Below are 16,237 nucleotides of genomic sequence, written 5' to 3' on the forward strand. Positions count from 1 at the left end.
CTTGCCCGTTATGATCCATAGTGAATAGCATCTCTTCCCAGCTTCCGGCACAGCTGATAGTCGGAACATCAACAAAAAACGGATGCAAGGGGAGGACGGCGTGGTCTCTGGCCTGGGAAAGATCGCTGTACCACTAGCGTTGACGTCGATGCTATTTGCGCTGTCTTCATGCAATCGCCCCGCTCAGCCGATAGAGGAACAGACCGTCGTTGACCCGGACGAATGGCCGAGTTGGGGTCGGACGGGAACCGAGACGCATTATTCGCCGCTCGAGGAGATCGATACCGGCAATGTCTCCGGCCTGAAGCTGGCCTGGCACTTCGACCTCGAGCCGGGCTACACGCCCACGACGCCGCTGATGGCGGAGGGGAAGGTCTTCATCACCACCGGCCATTCGCACATCCGCGCACTCGACGCCGTCACTGGCAAACAGCTGTGGGAATACGACGGCGGCACGCGCGAGCGGGCGAAGACGGCGCTGCAGATGTCGTGGGGCAGCAAGGGCATCGCCTATGATGCGGGACATGTCTTCCTCGTCACGACGGACGGCTATGTGGTCTCGCTCGATGCGAAGACCGGCCGGGAGACCTGGAAGACGATGGACTTCCCCGACAATGCCCCGCGCAATGCCAATGGTCCGCCGCGCGTATTCGGCGGCAAGGTGATTACCGGCTTCGGTGGCGGCGACATCAGCCCGGCGCGCGGCTTCGTCAGCGCCTACGACGCGAAGACCGGCAAGCTGTCGTGGCGCTTCTACACCACGCCCGGCGACGAGGTGACGCCCGCCAACCGCAAGGCAGAAGAGGTCATGCGGGGGACATGGCCGGGCGGGTGGAAGAACCCCGACGGCACCCGGCGCGGTGGCGGCGGAACGGCGTGGAACGCCTTTGCCTATGATGCGCAGCTGCGGCTGGTCTATCTCGGCGTCGGCAACGGCTTTCCCTACAACCAGAAGCTGCGCAGCCCCGGCGGCGGAGACAACCTGTTCCTCGCCTCTGTGGTGGCGGTGAACGTCGATACCGGCGAATATAAGTGGCACTACCAGCTATGCCCGGCGGAGCAGTGGGACTGCACGGCGACGTCCGACATGACGCTCGCCACGCTGTCGATCGACGGCAAGGATCGCAAGGTGCTGATGCAGGCGCCCAAGAATGGCTTCTTCTACGTGATCGACCGCGCGACCGGCCAGTTCATCTCCGCGCAGAAGATCGCCAAGGTCACTTGGGCCGAGCGCATCGATGCGAAGACCGGACGTCCTGTCGAAAATCCCGGCATCCGTTACAACGGCAAGCCCGGGCTGTTCGAGATGTGGCCGGGGCCGACCGGCGCGCATTCCTGGCAGCCGCAGGCCTACAGCCCGCAGACCGGCCTCGTCTACGTGCCGGTGATGGACATGCCCGCCCTGATCGGCGACGGCCAGAAGGGCGGCGGCGAACTCGCCGCAGGCATGGGCGTTACGCTCATCCCCGAAGTCGAACTGCCCGGCGGCCACCGCAGCTACCTCAAGGCATGGAACCCGGTCACGCAGACCGAGGCATGGCGGATCGACCTGCCCGGAACCTGGCCGGGCGGGGTCATGGCCTCGGCCGGCGGGCTGGTGTGGCAGGGCCAGATCGACGGCAAGTTCATCGCCCGCGATGCGAAGACCGGCAAGGCACTATGGTCGTACAAGACCGAGAGCCCGATCATCGGCGCACCGATCTCCTACCGCGTGAACGGACGGCAGTACGTCACCGTGCTCACCGGCGCGGGCGGGCAAGGCGCAGGCATGCAGACGCTGGGCAATGCCGCCTATCGCACCGACTACCGCCTGCCGCGCCGCGTGCTGACGTTCGCGCTGGACGGCAAGGACACGATCCCGCCTTTCGCGGTGCCGCCGCTGGAGCCGGTTTCCGATCTCGACTTCAGCCCAGACCTCGCGCGGGCACAAGCTGGGGCGATGCTGTTCGGCACCCGTTCGTGCATCGTATGCCACGGATGGAATGCGGTTGCGGGCGGAGCGGCGCCGGACTTGCGCTATTCGCCGGTCATCACCGACGCGGCGACCTTCCGCACGATCGTCAAGGAAGGCGGCCTCAAGCTGAACGGCATGCCGCCCTTCCCGGAGTTCACCGACGCGGAACTGGAAACCCTGCGATTCTATCTGCGCGCCCGCGCCCAGGCCGCTCCGGCCGAACGAAAGGCGCTGCTAGAAAAGGCGAAGGCCTCGAAAATCAGCAATGCAAAACCGCAGGACTTCGCAGGGCGCTGGAACGTGATCATCCAGTCGCCGATCGGCCCGCAGAAGGCGGTCATGGACCTCATCGTCAAAGGCAGCGTCGTGACCGGGAAAGTCTCGGCGGAACAAGGCACTGTCGATGTCGCCGGGGGGATCAGGGACGGCCGCGCGAAGTTCCAGGGACGTGCCTCGATGCCCATGCCGATCACCGTGAAATACGATGTAACGGTGCGGGACGGAGAGCTCGTCGGCGAAAATTCCAATGGTCCTTTTGGAACTTTTCCCGTCTCAGGCGTTCGCTAACCTAAGGATTTCCGTTCATCGGAGCGGAAGCACGACCGGCCAGAATCGAATTGTCGAACCCCGAAGGCTGGGCTTGGACGATTCCGGTCTGTTGACCGTTAGGAGAAAAACAATGTCGCCCACCTTCAAGAAAATCGCTCCGGCCGTGGTCATCCTGGCCGGCTCCATGGGTCTCGGCGGCTGCGCCACCAAGGGTTTCGTGCGCGAACAGGTCGCCGTCGTGAACCAGCGCGTCGATGCGCTCGACAGCAAGCTGCAGCAGACCGACGCCACCGCGCAGGCCGCCCGCTCCGAAGCGCAGGCCGCATCCGGCCAGGCCCAGCAGAACAGCCAGCGCATCGACCAGCTCGGCGCCCGCGTCGACAGCGTCGAACAGCGCATGGCCGAAGCCCAGCGCAAGCGCGCCCGCAACTGACGCCGACTGCCCGAGCTTTCTGGCCTGATCTTCCCGGCTTGATTCGAGTACTTTGACAGCGATGAGCACGGTTTCCAGGGCGCTCGCCGGACTATTTCTGACCGGCGCGGCGCTGACAGGCTCCGCTCCTGCGTGGGCGGCACAGGTTTCCCGGTCCGCGGGGCCGAAGACATCGCAGACGCAAGAAACTGCCGAACCGAGCCCGGCGATCCAGCCGCAAGACGCCACCCGCGTCGCCGACTGGATCGCCGCGTCGGGAGATAACAACGCCCTGCCCTACGCGATCGTCGACAAGAAGGCGGCAGCGCTGCTGCTGTTCGACGCGAAGGGCAAGAAGCTCGGGCAGGTTCCCGTCCTGCTCGGCATAGCGCCGGGAGACGATGCGAGTCCGGGCATCGGCAGCAAGAACCTGTCGGAAATCGGTCCCGCCGAAAAGACGACGCCTGCCGGGAGGTTTCTTGCTCGGTTCGGCGTGGCGGCGGGCAACACGCGGGTCCTGTGGGTAGATTACGCCACCTCGGTGGCGCTTCATCCCATTCCCCGCCCCGGCAAGCCCAAGGAAAAGCGCCGCGAACGGATGCTCTCTCCCACCAGCGATGACAACCGCATCACCTTCGGCTGCATCAACGTGCCGATCGCGTTCTACACGAAGACGATCAGCCCGCTATTCCGCAAGAAAGGCGGCTACGTTTACGTCACCCCCGACGTGAAGCCGCTGGAAGAGGTGTTCCCGCGCATCCGCCTGCAGTCCTTCGCGAATACTGGGGGCTGATCCCGGACGAAGCAAATCGATCGGCGCGCCCGCTACCTTGCCTTTTTGGCACAGGGCCAAGCCTGACGCGTCGCGGCGAAGACCAGTGCCGATCCGGCCTCCTCGCGCTTGCCCGGATTATCCTGCAGATAAGCCACCGTCACCCTGCGAAGCTGGGCGATCGTCACGTCCTCGGGGATGCAGCTCTTCATGCTGATGGTGCGACGATACGTGTTGAAGGCATCGACGCTACCCGTGATGTAGGCGATGCATTCGTAGGTGTTCTCGACATAGGCCGCGCTGCCGCGCTGCGCGGTGCAGACTTTGAGAAGCTCCTCGCCGGAATAGAAGCTGGCCTCGGCCGGGACCGGCATAACTCCCGCACCCAGCACCGCTGCCGCCATCAGGCAGACTGACTTTCCGGACTTCATCGCCCTTCATCTCCGAGTCATGACGGCCCATTGCCGCCTGCGGCCATCAACGCGGCAAGGCGATACCCGTTCCGAGCCGCGAGCCGGGCGGGGGATAGCCCGGCGGCGTCACTCCGGTCAGCCAGATCAGGCGCCCGTGCGCGGCGTCGGGATGAATGGCGAAGCGGTCTTCCACCTCACCGATCAGCGGCAGACCCTGACCGCGCAGCCTAGCGGCCGCGGCCGCCGCATCGCGCAGCTTGAACACAAGGTGGCAGATCCCCTTCACCTCCGCAGCGTGGTGTGCAGCGGCGGAGCCGGGTGTGCCTTCCAGCGTTTCCAGCACAGTGTCACCAATGGCAAAAGCTGCGCAGCGCGCTTCGGGAAGATCGCGTCCGCCGAGGTCCTTGCATCCCAGCTTATCCGCGAACAGCGCCTGCGCCTCTGCCAGCGTGGGCGTGCTGACGCCCACCGCCTGCAGGCCCTCGATGCCGAGCGGATCGTCCTTCGCCGGAAACCATGCCGGATCACGGCGCGGATCGTTCGGCATGTCCTGCTTCACGATTTCCAGCCGCATCCCCAGCATCTGCCCCTTGGGCACGAGGAAATAGTGCGCTTCCATTCCCGGATCGTAGAACCGCTTGAAACCGCGCGCGGCGAACCAGGCGTCCGCCTGCGCCAGATCACCGACCTTGAGCGCCAGCCCGATCCAGCGGCCCGGCGCGGCCGAGCGGCGCAGCATTTCGCCCAGCGGGTTGCCCTTCTCGGCGCCCCGGCCCGCGGGCGCGATCGGGATGACCATGGTATCGCCGATCATCAGCAGCGATTCCTCGCGGTCGAGGCCCAGCTTTTCCGTCTCGGGCGTGACGCGAATCTCGTAGGCGGTCTGCGCGCCGAACACCTCGCGGAAGAAGGCGTCGCAAGCCGGGCGCTGCGCGTTATCGGCCAACGCCCAGCTGACGTGGACGAGAGGGAATTGCATGGCCTGTTTCCTCCCTTTGCCGCGTCTCGCGCGCACGGGCTTCGACAAGCTCAGCCTGAGCGGGTTGAGGGCTTTAGATTACCCCCGCTCCCCTGAGTTTGTCGAAGCCCGCTCGGGTTACACCTCAGTACGTCTTGGGCGCGCCTGTCCCCATGAACTTCGCGAGGTTCATGTGCAGCGAGGCGACCGAGCGTTCCATGTAGGGATTGGGCTGCGCCCCCCGGAAGCCGACGTTCTTCATCCCCTGCTGCACCGCCGCCATGTTGGCAAAGTCCTGCTGCAGCACCGGCGGCCAGTCGGCCGGCTCGGTGTATTCCCAGTCGGTCTGCGGGGCCTGCCCCTCAGGCCAGAGTTCGTAAACGGCCGCCTCGAAAATGCACTTGTCCGGATCGGTGCCATAGGGCCGCGCCTGGTAGCACAGCATGTTGTTGACCGCATGGCCGATCTGGAAGTTCGGGAAAATCTGCCAGGCCGTCCCCGCCTGTGCGGTATGGAGCGGATCGACCTGCGCCCAGACGACGCCGCGCGCCGCGTCCTCGGCCTTGGCGGTCTGGATCCAGTATTTGGAAACCTCCGCCGCCGGGGTGCCTTCGGGCAGCTCGTCCCGGAGCCGGTTGGCCACGCCCACCAGCGTCATCGTGGTGTTGGTATTGGCATTGGCCCAGGTGAAGTTCTGCATATCCGCCGTGGTCAGGCGCGGGTCTTCGCCGGCACCGAGGCGCAGCTTGCCGGAGTCCTCCTCCTGACCTTTCGGCGCCTCGTAGCCGATGTTGGAATGCAGGCCCTGATTGCGCGCCCAGCCCCGGAACTGGCCAAACTCCATGAATTCGGGATGTGTAGTGGAGACGTGGTAAGTCTCGCAGAAGGCCTCCATCGCCACCTTCCAGTTGCATTCGAACACCACCCACTTGCGCCAGCGCGGGCGCATGTTCTGGAGGCCGTAAGGATCGAGCATCGTCGCGGCCGGGCTAAGGTATTCCGCCAGCGGCATCGCCTCGGGGTCGAGCGTGATCCACAGCCAGCCGCCCCACGTCTCCACCCGCACTTTGCCCAGATCGGCGCGGCCCGCGCAAAGATGTCCCTGCCAGTCGTCCTGATGCTCGACATAGGAGTTTGCGCCGTCGAGGCCGAAGGTCCAGCCATGATAGCCGCAGATCAACGTTTTGCGATTGCCGCGCGCGTTGCGTTGGCCGGGAGGCGTATCGACCAGCCTGCGGCCCCTGTGCGGGCAGACGTTGTGGAAGGCGTGAATGTCGTCCGCCGAAGCACGCACGATGACGACCGAGTCGTGGACGATATCGAAGGTGATGAAGTCGCCCACCTCGGGGATGTCCTCCACCCGCCCGGCCTGCAGCCAGACCTTGCGCCACAGCTTGTCCACTTCGGCACGCGCGTATTCGGGGGAGACGTAAGCCTCGGCGGGCACGTTGACCGGCGCGACCAGTTCTTCGGGCGCCTGAACGATCTTGCCGATTTCGCCCATGGATATCCTCGTTCCTGCTTGTTCGGGTTTGCGGCCGTTATCTCATTATCGGCATGGCGGGGCAAACCGCCCGGGCGTTCCTTCAATGTGCGGCATAGGCGGCCTTGCCCCTTGGCAGCGTGCCGATCGCCACGCTGCTCGCGGCCATGAAGGCGAGCGCCAGCCACAGAAAGCCCGCGTAACTGCCGGTCCGGTCGTAGAACTGCGCGGCGGCGAGCGGCCCGGTGGCCGTGCCGATCGACAGCGCCGCCAGCAGCCCGCCATAGAGCCCCCCGAAGTTGCGCAGCCCGAAATGCCGGGTGAGCAGGTAGACGACAACGTCGATCTCCGCCCCCAGCGTCAGCCCGATCAGCGCCGAGGCCACACCCATCGCCCACAGCGATCCGCCGCCGAGCAGGAGCAGCAGGCAGCCTAGGACCGGCAGCATAAACACCGCCGCGCCCACCAGCGAGGCGGGGAGCCGGTCGAGCAGCGCTCCGGTCCCCAGCCGCCCGGCCAGCGAGAACCAGCCTACGAACGAGGCGATCGCGGCGGCCATCATCGGGCTTGCCCCGGCATCGCCGAGAATCGCGGTGAAGTGAACCACCAGCGCGATCACCGTGAAGGTGAACAGCAGACAGGCGATGAACAGGCGGTGGTAGACGCTGGAGGTCATCCCATCGCGCAAGCTGGCGCCGGGCAGGTCTGCGGGGCGAGCCGCAGCGTCCTGTGCCTTCTGCTTGCGGCCTTTGTCATAGCGGCCGTGGAAGAAAACGAAGATCACAGGAAACGCAACGCCCAGCCAGATCGCCGCCTGCACCGGGAAGGCCCCGCGCCAGCCGAGCGCGCTGATCAGCCAGGTCGCCATTGGCGGGAACACCCCTGCGGCGATGGAGGCTCCACACAAGGTCACCGCAAAGGCCATCCCACGCGATACCGTGAATCGCGAGGCGACAGCGCTCGTCCATACCGATGCCTGGACCGGCAGTGCCGCCAGCGCGACCAGACCCCATAGCAGATACCAATTGAGCAGCGATCCGTCGGCGGTGCCTAGCAGGGCGAAGGCGATGCCCAGCAGCACCAGCCCGATCACCCCGAACCGGCGCGGGCCGAAGCGGTCGACCGCGAGGCCGATGAACACACCGCCCACCGCCTGCACCAGCGTCGCCAGCGTCAGGCCGAAGGTGACTTCGGTGCGGCTCCAGCCGAACTCGGTCGCGACAGGGCCGTAGAACGGGCCGATGCCGTAGATGTGGATGACGCTGGTGGCATAGCCCAGTCCCGCCGCCACCGGCAGCAGCGGATGCGCGCGCCATTCGTCGCGAGCGGTTGGAGATGTGGGGGCGTGCATGCTCACGTCGTCCGGGGCTCGACCCGGGACCGCGGGCCGGTCGTGAGGCGCAGCCTCGCGTGGGGGCGCCTTGCCGATGGCGCGCGGCTAGAGACAGCCACCGGTCCTGGATCAAGTCCGGGACGACGAGCGGGGTCACCCCTCATAGCGCAAGTCCACATGCGTCGCCTCGCCGTTCGGACCCATCGGCGAATCGTACTCGATGCAGGTCACGACCGGGTTGTCGTGGCTCGCGAAGAGCTTTTCCTCATCCGCCCTGGTCATCGGCAGGCGTTCGGGCGAGGCGATGATCGCCTGCGAGCGCTCGAAATCCTCGCGGCTGTTCCACCAGATTTCCATGATGCAGTCGTAGCCCGGATCGTGGATTTGCCCGGTGATGGGGTTCTTCTCCGGCACCAGATAGCGCCGCACATAGCGCACCGCATTGGGGATCGCGGGCTTGGCGCCGGACTTCTTCGCCAGCTGCGAGTGCTGGTTCTCGTAGTAGTCCATGAATTCGTCCATGGTCATGTCCGAGCGCTTGCGGAAGAAGCAGATCTGCTTGAGCATCGGAAGGCCCCCTTAGAGACGGCGAAGGGCGAGGACGCTGCCCTCGGCATCGGCGGAGAGGTAGACGGTGCCGTCGGGCGCCACGGCGACGCCGGTAAATGTGTTCATCGGCCCGCACATGTCGCCCACGCCGCCAAGCTGTACCGGCTGCAACCCGCCCGGCCCGCCCATCGGCAAGTCACTGGCGACGACCTCGCGCGCGCCGCCCGCCAGATCACTGGCGACAAGCGCATTCCCGCCCGGATCGGCGACAAACAGCGTGCCGCCCGCGATGGCCAGCCCCTCGGGCCGGGCGAGACCGTCGAGCACCACTTCCTTGCGCCCGCCGACCAGCTTCACCACGCGGCCCGCGCCGCTTTCGGCGACGTAGACGGTGCTGTCGCCGGACACCGCGACGCCCATCGGCCGGTCGAGGCCGCTGGCCAGTTCGGCGACGTTGCCGCCCTCGATCGCATGGACCTTGCCGGTGCCGAACTCGGCGAAGACGACGCCGCCGGGGGTGACGGCAACGCCCATCAGCAGGTCGTGGCCGCTCGTCAGCACCTCGCTGGTCGCCGCCGCCGGGTTCCAGCGGGCGACGTCGCCGTTGGCGGTGGTGACGATCCATTCGTCGGGGCCGCTCGCCGCGACGTCGCGCACCCAGCCGGGGAAGCCGGGCGAGAACAGCATGCCCGCCAGTTGCAACGGCTCGCCGGTGCGCAGCAGGTAGGTGAACCCGCCGTCCGCCACCAAAACGTGCCCGTTGGCATCGACCGCGAGGCCGAGCGGCCACTGCAGCCCTTTCTCCACCAGCGGCCGGGTCTGCCCCGGCGCGGTGATCTCGGTGATCGAGCCGTTGATGTGGCTGACGAACGTGCGCCCGTTCACGAAGGCCACGTTGTCGAGCCCCGGCCCGATGTCGGCCAGCACCGTCTTGGTGCCGGTGCGCGGGTCGATCTTGAGCACTTGCCCCGAATAGACCTGCGTGGAGATGATGGAGCCGTCGGGGTGGAACTTCACCGAATCCGGCACGCCGAGGTCCCTCGCTACGACTTCCGGCTCGCCGCCGTCGAGGCCGATGCGCCAGATCTCGTTCGCGCCCTGAGCCGGGAAGTAGAGCTTGCCGTCCGGGCCCACCTCGAAGGCATTGGCCATCGGCACCCCCTCGAAGATGACGCGCGGTGCGCCGCCGTCGCGGTCGAGTTCCATGATGCGCCCGCCGATGCGCAGTTCGCCCGCGATCAGGCGGCCCTGATGGTACGTGATCGGGTTCGCCACCGGCATGTCGCCGTGGATCACCCGGTATTGCCCCGAGGGCGTCATCATCGAGACGCGGCCCTCGGTGATCTCGGTGCAATACAGGTTGCCCGCCTCGTCGAAGGCGAGGTCGTCCGGACCGACGATGCCGCCACCATTGGCACTGATCGTCTCGATCGCGCCGCTGTCGACGTCGATCGCGCTGACCTTGCTGCCCGCCACTTGCGCCACGTAGATGCGCCCATCGCCACCGGCGCGGATGCCGTTGGCGCCGTTGAGGCGGCTCGCCGGGGTCATGCGGTGCAGGCCCCAGCCCTCGCCAGGCTTCGCGGTTATCGCATTGGCATTACGGCCAGCGGCTTCCAGCATGTATACATCCCTCTCCTCTGGCGCGTCGCCAGATCTTTGGCCGGACGGTATAGGCGGGCGCGAATGCGCGCAACGCGATGTGCCTGTCTCCGTCAGGCTTCAGACACAGCATCGCCTGAGCGACGTGCCCGTCGTTGCCAAGCGCGGCTGCGTGCAGATATTCGTCCACCAGACCGAATAACCCATTGAGACGCGCCCCGACCGGAACGCCGAGCCCCGAACGCCGCCGGTTTTCCCGGCGGACGCGCTCGCCCCGAGAGAGGACAGTCCCCATGCCTACCCCTGAACTGCGTTTCGACGGCCGCGTCGCGGTAGTCACTGGCGGTGGCCGTGGCCTCGGCCGCTCCTATGCCCTGCTGCTCGCCGAGCGCGGCTGCAAGGTCGTCGTCAACGATCTGGGCGGAGCGATCCGTGGGGATGGACCGGATACAAGCGTCGCGCAAAGCGTGGTGGATGAGATCGTCGCGGCGGGCGGCGAGGCGATCGCCAACGCCGATACCGTCGCTACGCCGGAAGGCGGCCGCGCCATCGTCCAGGCCGCGCTCGACACCTGGGGCCGCATCGACGTGCTGATCCACAATGCGGGCAACGTGCGCTACGGATCGATCCGCGACATCCCCTACGAGGACTTCCGCGCGGTGGTGGACGTCCACCTGCTCGGCGCCTTCCACGTCGTGCAGGCGGCGTTCGGACCGATGTGCGACGCGGGCTACGGGCGCATCGTGCTGACCAGCTCGATCGGCGGCGCCTACGGCAACGTCAACTGCGTCAACTACGGCGTTTCGAAGTCGGGCATGATCGGCCTCAACAACATCGCCGCGCTGGAGGGCGAGGCGCACGGGGTGAAATGCAACATCATCGCTCCCGGCGCAGTCACCCGCATGGCCGACGGCCTCGACATCTCGCAGTATCCGCCGATGGGACCGGAACTGGTCGCCCCGGTGGTGGGCTGGCTGTGCCATGAAAGCTGCTCGGTTTCGGGGGAGATGGTGTCTTCGATGGCGGGTCGCATCTCGCGCATGTTCATCGCCGAGACCGTCGGCACCTACCGCCCGCACTGGACGATCGAGGACGTCGGCAGCGCGACCGAGGCATGGCACGACAAGGACGGCCTGCTCGATCTCGGCCTGCACGGATACATCGAACACCTCGGCTACAGCTTCGCCATGGCGCGTTCCGAAATCGCCGAGGCGCAATAATCAACACCACTGTTGACTTATACTGCCGTGCGAGCCACCGCCACTCACAGATCAGCGCCCTCGAACGAAGTGGGATTGGACATGACCTGCCTTAAAACCGACGTGCCCGCGCCGGACGAACTCGACATTCCGGCGCTCAAGGCGAAGTACCTCGCCGAGCGTGACAAGCGCCTGCGCCGCGAGGGCGGCGAGCAGTACGTGCGCCCGACCGGGGACTTCTCGGACAACTATGCCCATGATCCCTTCACGCCCGTTGCCGAGCGCGCGCCGCTGGTCGAGGACATCGACGTGGCGATCCTGGGCGCCGGGTTCTCCGGCATCCTTGCGGGCTATCACTTGCGCAAGCAGGGCGTGACCAACGTGCGCAACATCGACCATGCGGGCGGTTTCGGCGGCGTCTGGTACTGGAACCGCTATCCCGGCGTGCAGTGCGACAACGACGCCTACTGCTACCTGCCGCTGCTCGAAGAGACGGGCTACATGCCGTCGAAGAAGTTCTCCGACGGCTGGGAAATCCAGGCCTATTGCCAGAAGATGGCCGAGGATTTCGAGCTGGCCGACAAGGCGCTGTTCCACACGCTGGTGGAAGGGATCGTCTGGGACGAATCCATCAAGCGCTGGCACGTCAGGACCAATCGCGGCGACGACATCCGCGCGCGTTTCGTGGTCATGGCGGGCGGCGTGATGAACATGCCCAAGCTGCCCGGCATCCCCGGCATCCACGACTTCAAGGGCAAGATGTTCCACACCAGCCGCTGGGAGCATGACTACAGCGGCGGATCGTGGACCGCACCCGAGCTGGAAAAGCTGCGTGACAAGCGCGTCGCCATCGTCGGCACCGGCGCGACCTCGGTTCAGGCGGTGCCCTATCTCGGCAAGTACGCCAAGCAACTCTACGTCCTGCAGCGTACGCCGTCGAACATCGACGAGCGGCCCAATCCGCCGACCGATCCCGACTGGGCAGCCTCGCTCCAGCCCGGCTGGCAGCAGGAGCGCATGGCGAACTTCCATCGGGGCGCGCAAGCTTTCTTCCTGCCCGGCGAGCCCGACCAGATCTGCGACATCTGGACCGAGATCAGCCGCAACCTGAACCTCGAACTGGAAGCGGACGGCTTCCCGCAACTCGATATCGGCGAGATCATGGCGCGGCGCGACGTGGTGGACTATCAGGTCATGGAACGCCTGCGCCGCCGCGTCGATGCGATCGTCGAGGACAAGGAAACCGCCGAAAGCCTCAAGCCGTGGTTCCGGTTCATGTGCAAGCGGCCGCTGTCGAACAACGACTACTACCCCACCTTCAACCAGCCCAACGTCAAGCTGATCGACGTTTCCGCCACGCAGGGCGTGGAGCGCATGACCGAAAAGGGCTTTGTCGCCGACGGCGTGGAGTACGAAGTCGACCTGATGATCTTCGCCTCCGGCTTCGAGGTGACGTCGGACCTGAAACGCCGCTGGGGCATCGCCACCGTCAAGGGCGAGAACGGGTTGTCGATCTACGACCACTGGGAGAACGGCCCCGCCACCCTCCACGGCGTCACCACCGACAAGTTCCCCGGAATGTTCTACATGGGCTACATCCAGGGTGCGACAAACTCCAGCACCACCGAGCAGTTCGGGCGGCAGGCCGAACACCTGGCCTTCATGATCGGTGAGACCGTGCGGCGCGGTGCCGACAAGTTCTGCGCCACCGCCGAGGGCGTCGCCGGCTACGTGGCGCACTGCCGCGCCAACGAGGTCGACATGTCCGAGTTCCAGCAGGGCTGCACGCCCAGCTACTTCAACAACGAAGGCGACAAGGAACTGAAGTGGGCGCTGTTCAAGGGCTACCTGCCCGGCTGGGACGCCTGGCGCGACATGCTGGCGGACTGGCGCCTGTCGCCCGACCTGCCGGGCGTGGCGTTCGAGGCGCGTGAGCCGGTGAATTGAAGTGAGGGGCGGTTGATCCCGTCGTCCCGGACTTGATCCGGGACCGCTGGCCATGAACCGCCCACCTCACGTCGGCGTGCCCGGCTGATGGCTCACACCTGAAGACAGCCACCGGTCCCGGGTCAAGTCCTGGACGACGATGCGGCTCACCGGCCTCCACAGCCCTGTTCCCGGTCTATTCTTGACGCGGAGTCCCCCGCGAACGCATAATCGCCCCCGGAAACCCCGAGGGAAATTTTAATGGCCACCCGCCCCATCGCGCCCGGTCGGCGTATCGCCAAGCCGGACTGGCGCGCCGTACTCAAGCGCTCGCTGCGCCGTGCCGGAGAGCTGTCCGGCGCGCTGGTGCTCTTTGCGGGCATGGTGTTCCTCGCCCTCGCGCTGGTGAGCTACCACCAGACCGACCCCTCCACCTCCACCGCCGCGGGCGGCGACGTGCAGAACTGGATGGGCGTGACCGGCGCCTGGACGGCCGAGCGCGCGCTGTTCCTGTTCGGTCCGGTTTCCGCGCTGTTCGTGCCTCTGCTCTACGTCTTCGGCCGCAAGCTGTGGTTGCTGGTAGAGGAGGACGACGGCGAGGTCGAGCATACCGACCAGCGCTGGTGGGTGCCGGTCGGGGTGCTGGCGCTGTCGATGCTGCTGATCGCCACGGTTCTCTCGCTATGGTTCACCAAGCCGGGCGGTACCCTACCCGCCTCGATGGGCGGCATTTCCGGGCTGCTGGGCGCCAAGGCGATCACCGCGCTGGCGGGCCTTGCGCCCGAGGCGGCGCATGGCGGGATCAAGTTCGCTCTGGCCGTGATCTGCCTCGGCCTCGGCCTCGTGCTGGCGGGCCGCGTCTTCGCCTTCGACTGGGCGCGCCTGCTGACCTTACCAGGCCGCATCGGCCGCCTCCCGATCAGCCTCCCGTCCGCCGAAGACCTGCCGTTCAAGCCCGGCAAGGAACGGGAGCCCAAGGCCGAGCGTGCGGACAAGCCGGAGAAGGCCGAAGCCCCGCTGCGCGCCGCCGAGATGCCTGCTGCTGCCTCTGCGCCTGCCCGCAAGGCACCCGAAATCAGCGCCCCCAAGGCCGCGCCGATCCCCGCGCAGTTCGGTTCGGACAGCCGCCAGAAGGACATGTTCGACAAATACGAGTTGCCTAGCCTCGACCTCCTGGCCGACCCGGCACCGAACTCGCAGCCCAAGATCGACAAGCTCAGCCTAGAACGCAACGCCCGCCTACTGGAAACGGTGCTCGACGACTTCAACGTCAAGGGCGAGATCACCGCCGTGCGCACCGGCCCGGTCGTCACCATGTACGAACTGGAACCGGCGCCCGGTATCAAGGCCAGCCGCGTCATCGGTCTGGCGGACGACATCGCGCGCAATATGTCGGCGATCTCGGCCCGCGTGTCCTCGATCCCCGGCCGCACGGTCATGGGCATCGAGCTGCCCAACGCCAACCGCCAGATGGTCTCCTTCAAGGAGATGGTCGCCTCCGAAGCCTTCGCCCATCACAAGGGCATGCTGCCGATCATCCTGGGCAAGGACATCGCCGGCGAGCCGGTCGTCGCCGATCTGGCGACGATGCCGCACCTGCTCGTCGCGGGTACGACGGGTTCGGGCAAGTCGGTCGGTCTCAACGCCATCCTGCTGTCGCTGCTGTACCGCCTGACGCCTGCGCAGTGTCGCCTGATCCTCGTCGATCCCAAGGTTCTCGAACTCAAGAGCTACGACGACATCCCGCACCTGCTCTCGCCCGTGGTCACCGAACCGCCCAAGGCGATCCGCGCGCTCAAGTGGGCGGTCGAGGAAATGGAGCGCCGCTATCGCCAGATGAGCGAGATTTCGGTCCGCAACCTCGCCAGCTTCAACGAGAAGGTCCGCACCGCCGCCGCCAAGGGCAAGCCGCTGGGCCGCCGCATCCAGATCGGCTTCGATCCCGAAACGGGCGAGGAACTCTACGAGGACCGCCAGCTCGACTATGAGGCGCTGCCGCAGATCGTCCTGATCGTCGACGAACTCGCCGACCTCATGGTCACCGTCGGCAAGGAAATCGAAGTTCTCATCCAGCGTCTCTCCCAGAAGAGCCGCGCGGCGGGCATCCACCTCATCATGGCGACGCAGCGTCCGTCGGTCGACGTCATCACCGGCGTCATCAAGGCCAACCTGCCGACCCGCGTGTCCTTCGCCGTCACCAGCCGCATCGACAGCCGCACGATCCTTGGCGAACAGGGCGCGGAGCAGCTGCTGGGCAAGGGCGACATGCTCTACAAGCCCAGCTCCGACCCCATCAAGCGCGTCCATGGGCCCTTCGTCTCGGACGAAGAAGTCGAGCACGTCGCCACGTACTGGCGCTCGCAGGGCAAGCCGGACTACGTGGACGCCGTCACCAACGAGCCCGAGGAAGGCAGCTTCGGCTTCGACGACCTCGACGCGACGGCCTCGGACCAGCCCGACGAGCGCAAGTACCGGCAGGTTTGCCAGTTGGTGTTCGAGAACCAGAAGGTCTCGGTATCGTGGCTGCAGCGCCAGATGGGCGTGGGCTACAACACCGCCGCCAAATGGGTCGAGCGCATGGAGCAGGACGGCTACGTCGGCCCCGCCAACCACGTCGGCCGCCGCGACATCTACCGTGACGAGAACGGGAGCCCGCTTTGAGGCTCATCGTCGCGCTGGTGCTGGCCGGTGCCCCCGTGGTTTCCGTCGCGGCGACATCCACGCTCACCGCGACCTCGGGCAACTGGGTGCGCGTGTTCAAGCAGGAGGTCGAGACCGCCGTGGGCCGCAGCGTCCGCATCGACACGGCGAGTATGAGGGCGGGCGGTCTCGGCCGCACCTTCCGCGAACTGGATGTACTGACCAAGGCGCAAGGCCAGATGCCGCGCGGCACCATGCAGTTCATGCTGCGCAGCGTGAACTGCACCGCAGGAACCACGCGGGTGGAGCAATGGCAGGTGCTCAATCCGGGCGGCGCGCCGCTTGGCGGCTCGGCGACGCCGGGCGCGACGCAGCGGGTGCGCTGGGACAACGAGGACGGCCTGGTCATCCGCTACGTGTGCCAGGGGATACTGACCCGGTGACGGT

At 66.4% G+C, this 16,237-nt stretch carries 13 protein-coding genes; 7 read left to right on the top strand and 6 right to left on the bottom strand.

Going from position 1 to position 16,237, the window contains the following annotated elements:
* Positions 1-148 precede the first annotated feature (148 nt).
* From BES08_RS11360 to BES08_RS11370, 3 genes are all read left to right on the top strand, one after another.
* Positions 149-2,521 (top strand): outer membrane protein assembly factor BamB family protein, encoded by a 2,373-nt coding sequence (locus BES08_RS11360; RefSeq protein WP_231957979.1) that lies wholly within the window; start codon positions 149-151, stop codon positions 2,519-2,521.
* A gap of 112 nt (positions 2,522-2,633) precedes the next feature.
* Positions 2,634-2,936, top strand: a complete 303-nt coding sequence (locus BES08_RS11365) for a hypothetical protein (RefSeq protein ID WP_008830804.1) — start codon at positions 2,634-2,636, stop codon at positions 2,934-2,936.
* Positions 2,937-2,997: 61 nt separating this feature from the next.
* Positions 2,998-3,708 (top strand): hypothetical protein, encoded by a 711-nt coding sequence (locus BES08_RS11370; RefSeq protein ID WP_069708340.1) that lies wholly within the window; start codon positions 2,998-3,000, stop codon positions 3,706-3,708.
* 32 nt (positions 3,709-3,740) lie between these two features.
* Here BES08_RS11370 and BES08_RS11375 read toward each other — a convergent pair whose 3' ends face one another.
* From BES08_RS11375 to BES08_RS11400, 6 genes are all read right to left on the bottom strand, one after another.
* The gene (locus tag BES08_RS11375) at positions 3,741-4,118 is read right to left on the bottom strand and encodes a Rap1a/Tai family immunity protein (RefSeq protein ID WP_069708341.1); all 378 of its coding nucleotides are present in this window, start codon (positions 4,116-4,118) and stop codon (positions 3,741-3,743) included.
* A gap of 46 nt (positions 4,119-4,164) precedes the next feature.
* Positions 4,165-5,079, bottom strand: a complete 915-nt coding sequence (locus tag BES08_RS11380; protein ID WP_069709228.1) for a glyoxalase — start codon at positions 5,077-5,079, stop codon at positions 4,165-4,167.
* A 124-nt stretch (positions 5,080-5,203) separates the two neighbouring features.
* Positions 5,204-6,562, bottom strand: coding sequence for an aromatic ring-hydroxylating oxygenase subunit alpha (locus BES08_RS11385; protein ID WP_008830808.1), 1,359 nt, complete (start codon positions 6,560-6,562; stop codon positions 5,204-5,206).
* An 82-nt stretch (positions 6,563-6,644) separates the two neighbouring features.
* Positions 6,645-7,892: an MFS transporter gene (locus tag BES08_RS11390; RefSeq protein ID WP_036526901.1), complete on the bottom strand. Its 1,248-nt coding sequence runs from the start codon at positions 7,890-7,892 to the stop codon at positions 6,645-6,647.
* A gap of 135 nt (positions 7,893-8,027) precedes the next feature.
* Positions 8,028-8,441, bottom strand: coding sequence for an EthD domain-containing protein (locus BES08_RS11395; RefSeq protein ID WP_008830810.1), 414 nt, complete (start codon positions 8,439-8,441; stop codon positions 8,028-8,030).
* A 12-nt stretch (positions 8,442-8,453) separates the two neighbouring features.
* Entirely contained in the window at positions 8,454-10,046 is a 1,593-nt protein-coding gene (locus tag BES08_RS11400; RefSeq protein ID WP_069708342.1) for an NHL repeat-containing protein, read from the bottom strand.
* A 272-nt stretch (positions 10,047-10,318) separates the two neighbouring features.
* Between BES08_RS11400 and BES08_RS11405 the strand changes: the two genes are divergently transcribed.
* From BES08_RS11405 to BES08_RS11420, 4 genes are all read left to right on the top strand, one after another.
* On the top strand, positions 10,319-11,245 hold the full coding sequence (locus BES08_RS11405; RefSeq protein WP_036526899.1) for an SDR family NAD(P)-dependent oxidoreductase: 927 nt from the start codon (positions 10,319-10,321) through the stop codon (positions 11,243-11,245).
* 81 nt (positions 11,246-11,326) lie between these two features.
* Entirely contained in the window at positions 11,327-13,171 is a 1,845-nt protein-coding gene (locus BES08_RS11410; protein WP_069708343.1) for a flavin-containing monooxygenase, read from the top strand.
* Positions 13,172-13,411: 240 nt separating this feature from the next.
* On the top strand, positions 13,412-15,811 hold the full coding sequence (locus BES08_RS11415) for a DNA translocase FtsK (protein WP_069708344.1): 2,400 nt from the start codon (positions 13,412-13,414) through the stop codon (positions 15,809-15,811).
* Positions 15,808-16,233 (top strand): hypothetical protein, encoded by a 426-nt coding sequence (locus BES08_RS11420; RefSeq protein WP_069708345.1) that lies wholly within the window; start codon positions 15,808-15,810, stop codon positions 16,231-16,233. Before BES08_RS11415 ends, BES08_RS11420 begins: the two co-directional genes overlap by 4 nt.
* Positions 16,234-16,237: the final 4 nt, after the last annotated feature.

It is taken from the genome of Novosphingobium resinovorum, assembly GCF_001742225.1.
In the GTDB taxonomy this organism is placed as follows: domain Bacteria; phylum Pseudomonadota; class Alphaproteobacteria; order Sphingomonadales; family Sphingomonadaceae; genus Novosphingobium; species Novosphingobium resinovorum_A.

Excerpts from the sequence above, each read along its gene's own strand:
- BES08_RS11360 (WP_231957979.1), top strand. The coding sequence starts at position 149 with ATGCTATTTGCGCTGTCTTCATGCAATCGCCCCGCTCAGCCGATAGAG.
- BES08_RS11365 (WP_008830804.1), top strand. The coding sequence starts at position 2,634 with ATGTCGCCCACCTTCAAGAAAATCGCTCCGGCCGTGGTCATCCTGGCC.
- BES08_RS11370 (WP_069708340.1), top strand. The coding sequence starts at position 2,998 with ATGAGCACGGTTTCCAGGGCGCTCGCCGGACTATTTCTGACCGGCGCG.
- BES08_RS11375 (WP_069708341.1), bottom strand. The coding sequence starts at position 4,118 with ATGAAGTCCGGAAAGTCAGTCTGCCTGATGGCGGCAGCGGTGCTGGGT.
- BES08_RS11380 (WP_069709228.1), bottom strand. The coding sequence starts at position 5,079 with ATGCAATTCCCTCTCGTCCACGTCAGCTGGGCGTTGGCCGATAACGCG.
- BES08_RS11385 (WP_008830808.1), bottom strand. The coding sequence starts at position 6,562 with ATGGGCGAAATCGGCAAGATCGTTCAGGCGCCCGAAGAACTGGTCGCG.
- BES08_RS11390 (WP_036526901.1), bottom strand. The coding sequence starts at position 7,892 with ATGCACGCCCCCACATCTCCAACCGCTCGCGACGAATGGCGCGCGCAT.
- BES08_RS11395 (WP_008830810.1), bottom strand. The coding sequence starts at position 8,441 with ATGCTCAAGCAGATCTGCTTCTTCCGCAAGCGCTCGGACATGACCATG.
- BES08_RS11400 (WP_069708342.1), bottom strand. The coding sequence starts at position 10,046 with ATGCTGGAAGCCGCTGGCCGTAATGCCAATGCGATAACCGCGAAGCCT.
- BES08_RS11405 (WP_036526899.1), top strand. The coding sequence starts at position 10,319 with ATGCCTACCCCTGAACTGCGTTTCGACGGCCGCGTCGCGGTAGTCACT.
- BES08_RS11410 (WP_069708343.1), top strand. The coding sequence starts at position 11,327 with ATGACCTGCCTTAAAACCGACGTGCCCGCGCCGGACGAACTCGACATT.
- BES08_RS11415 (WP_069708344.1), top strand. The coding sequence starts at position 13,412 with ATGGCCACCCGCCCCATCGCGCCCGGTCGGCGTATCGCCAAGCCGGAC.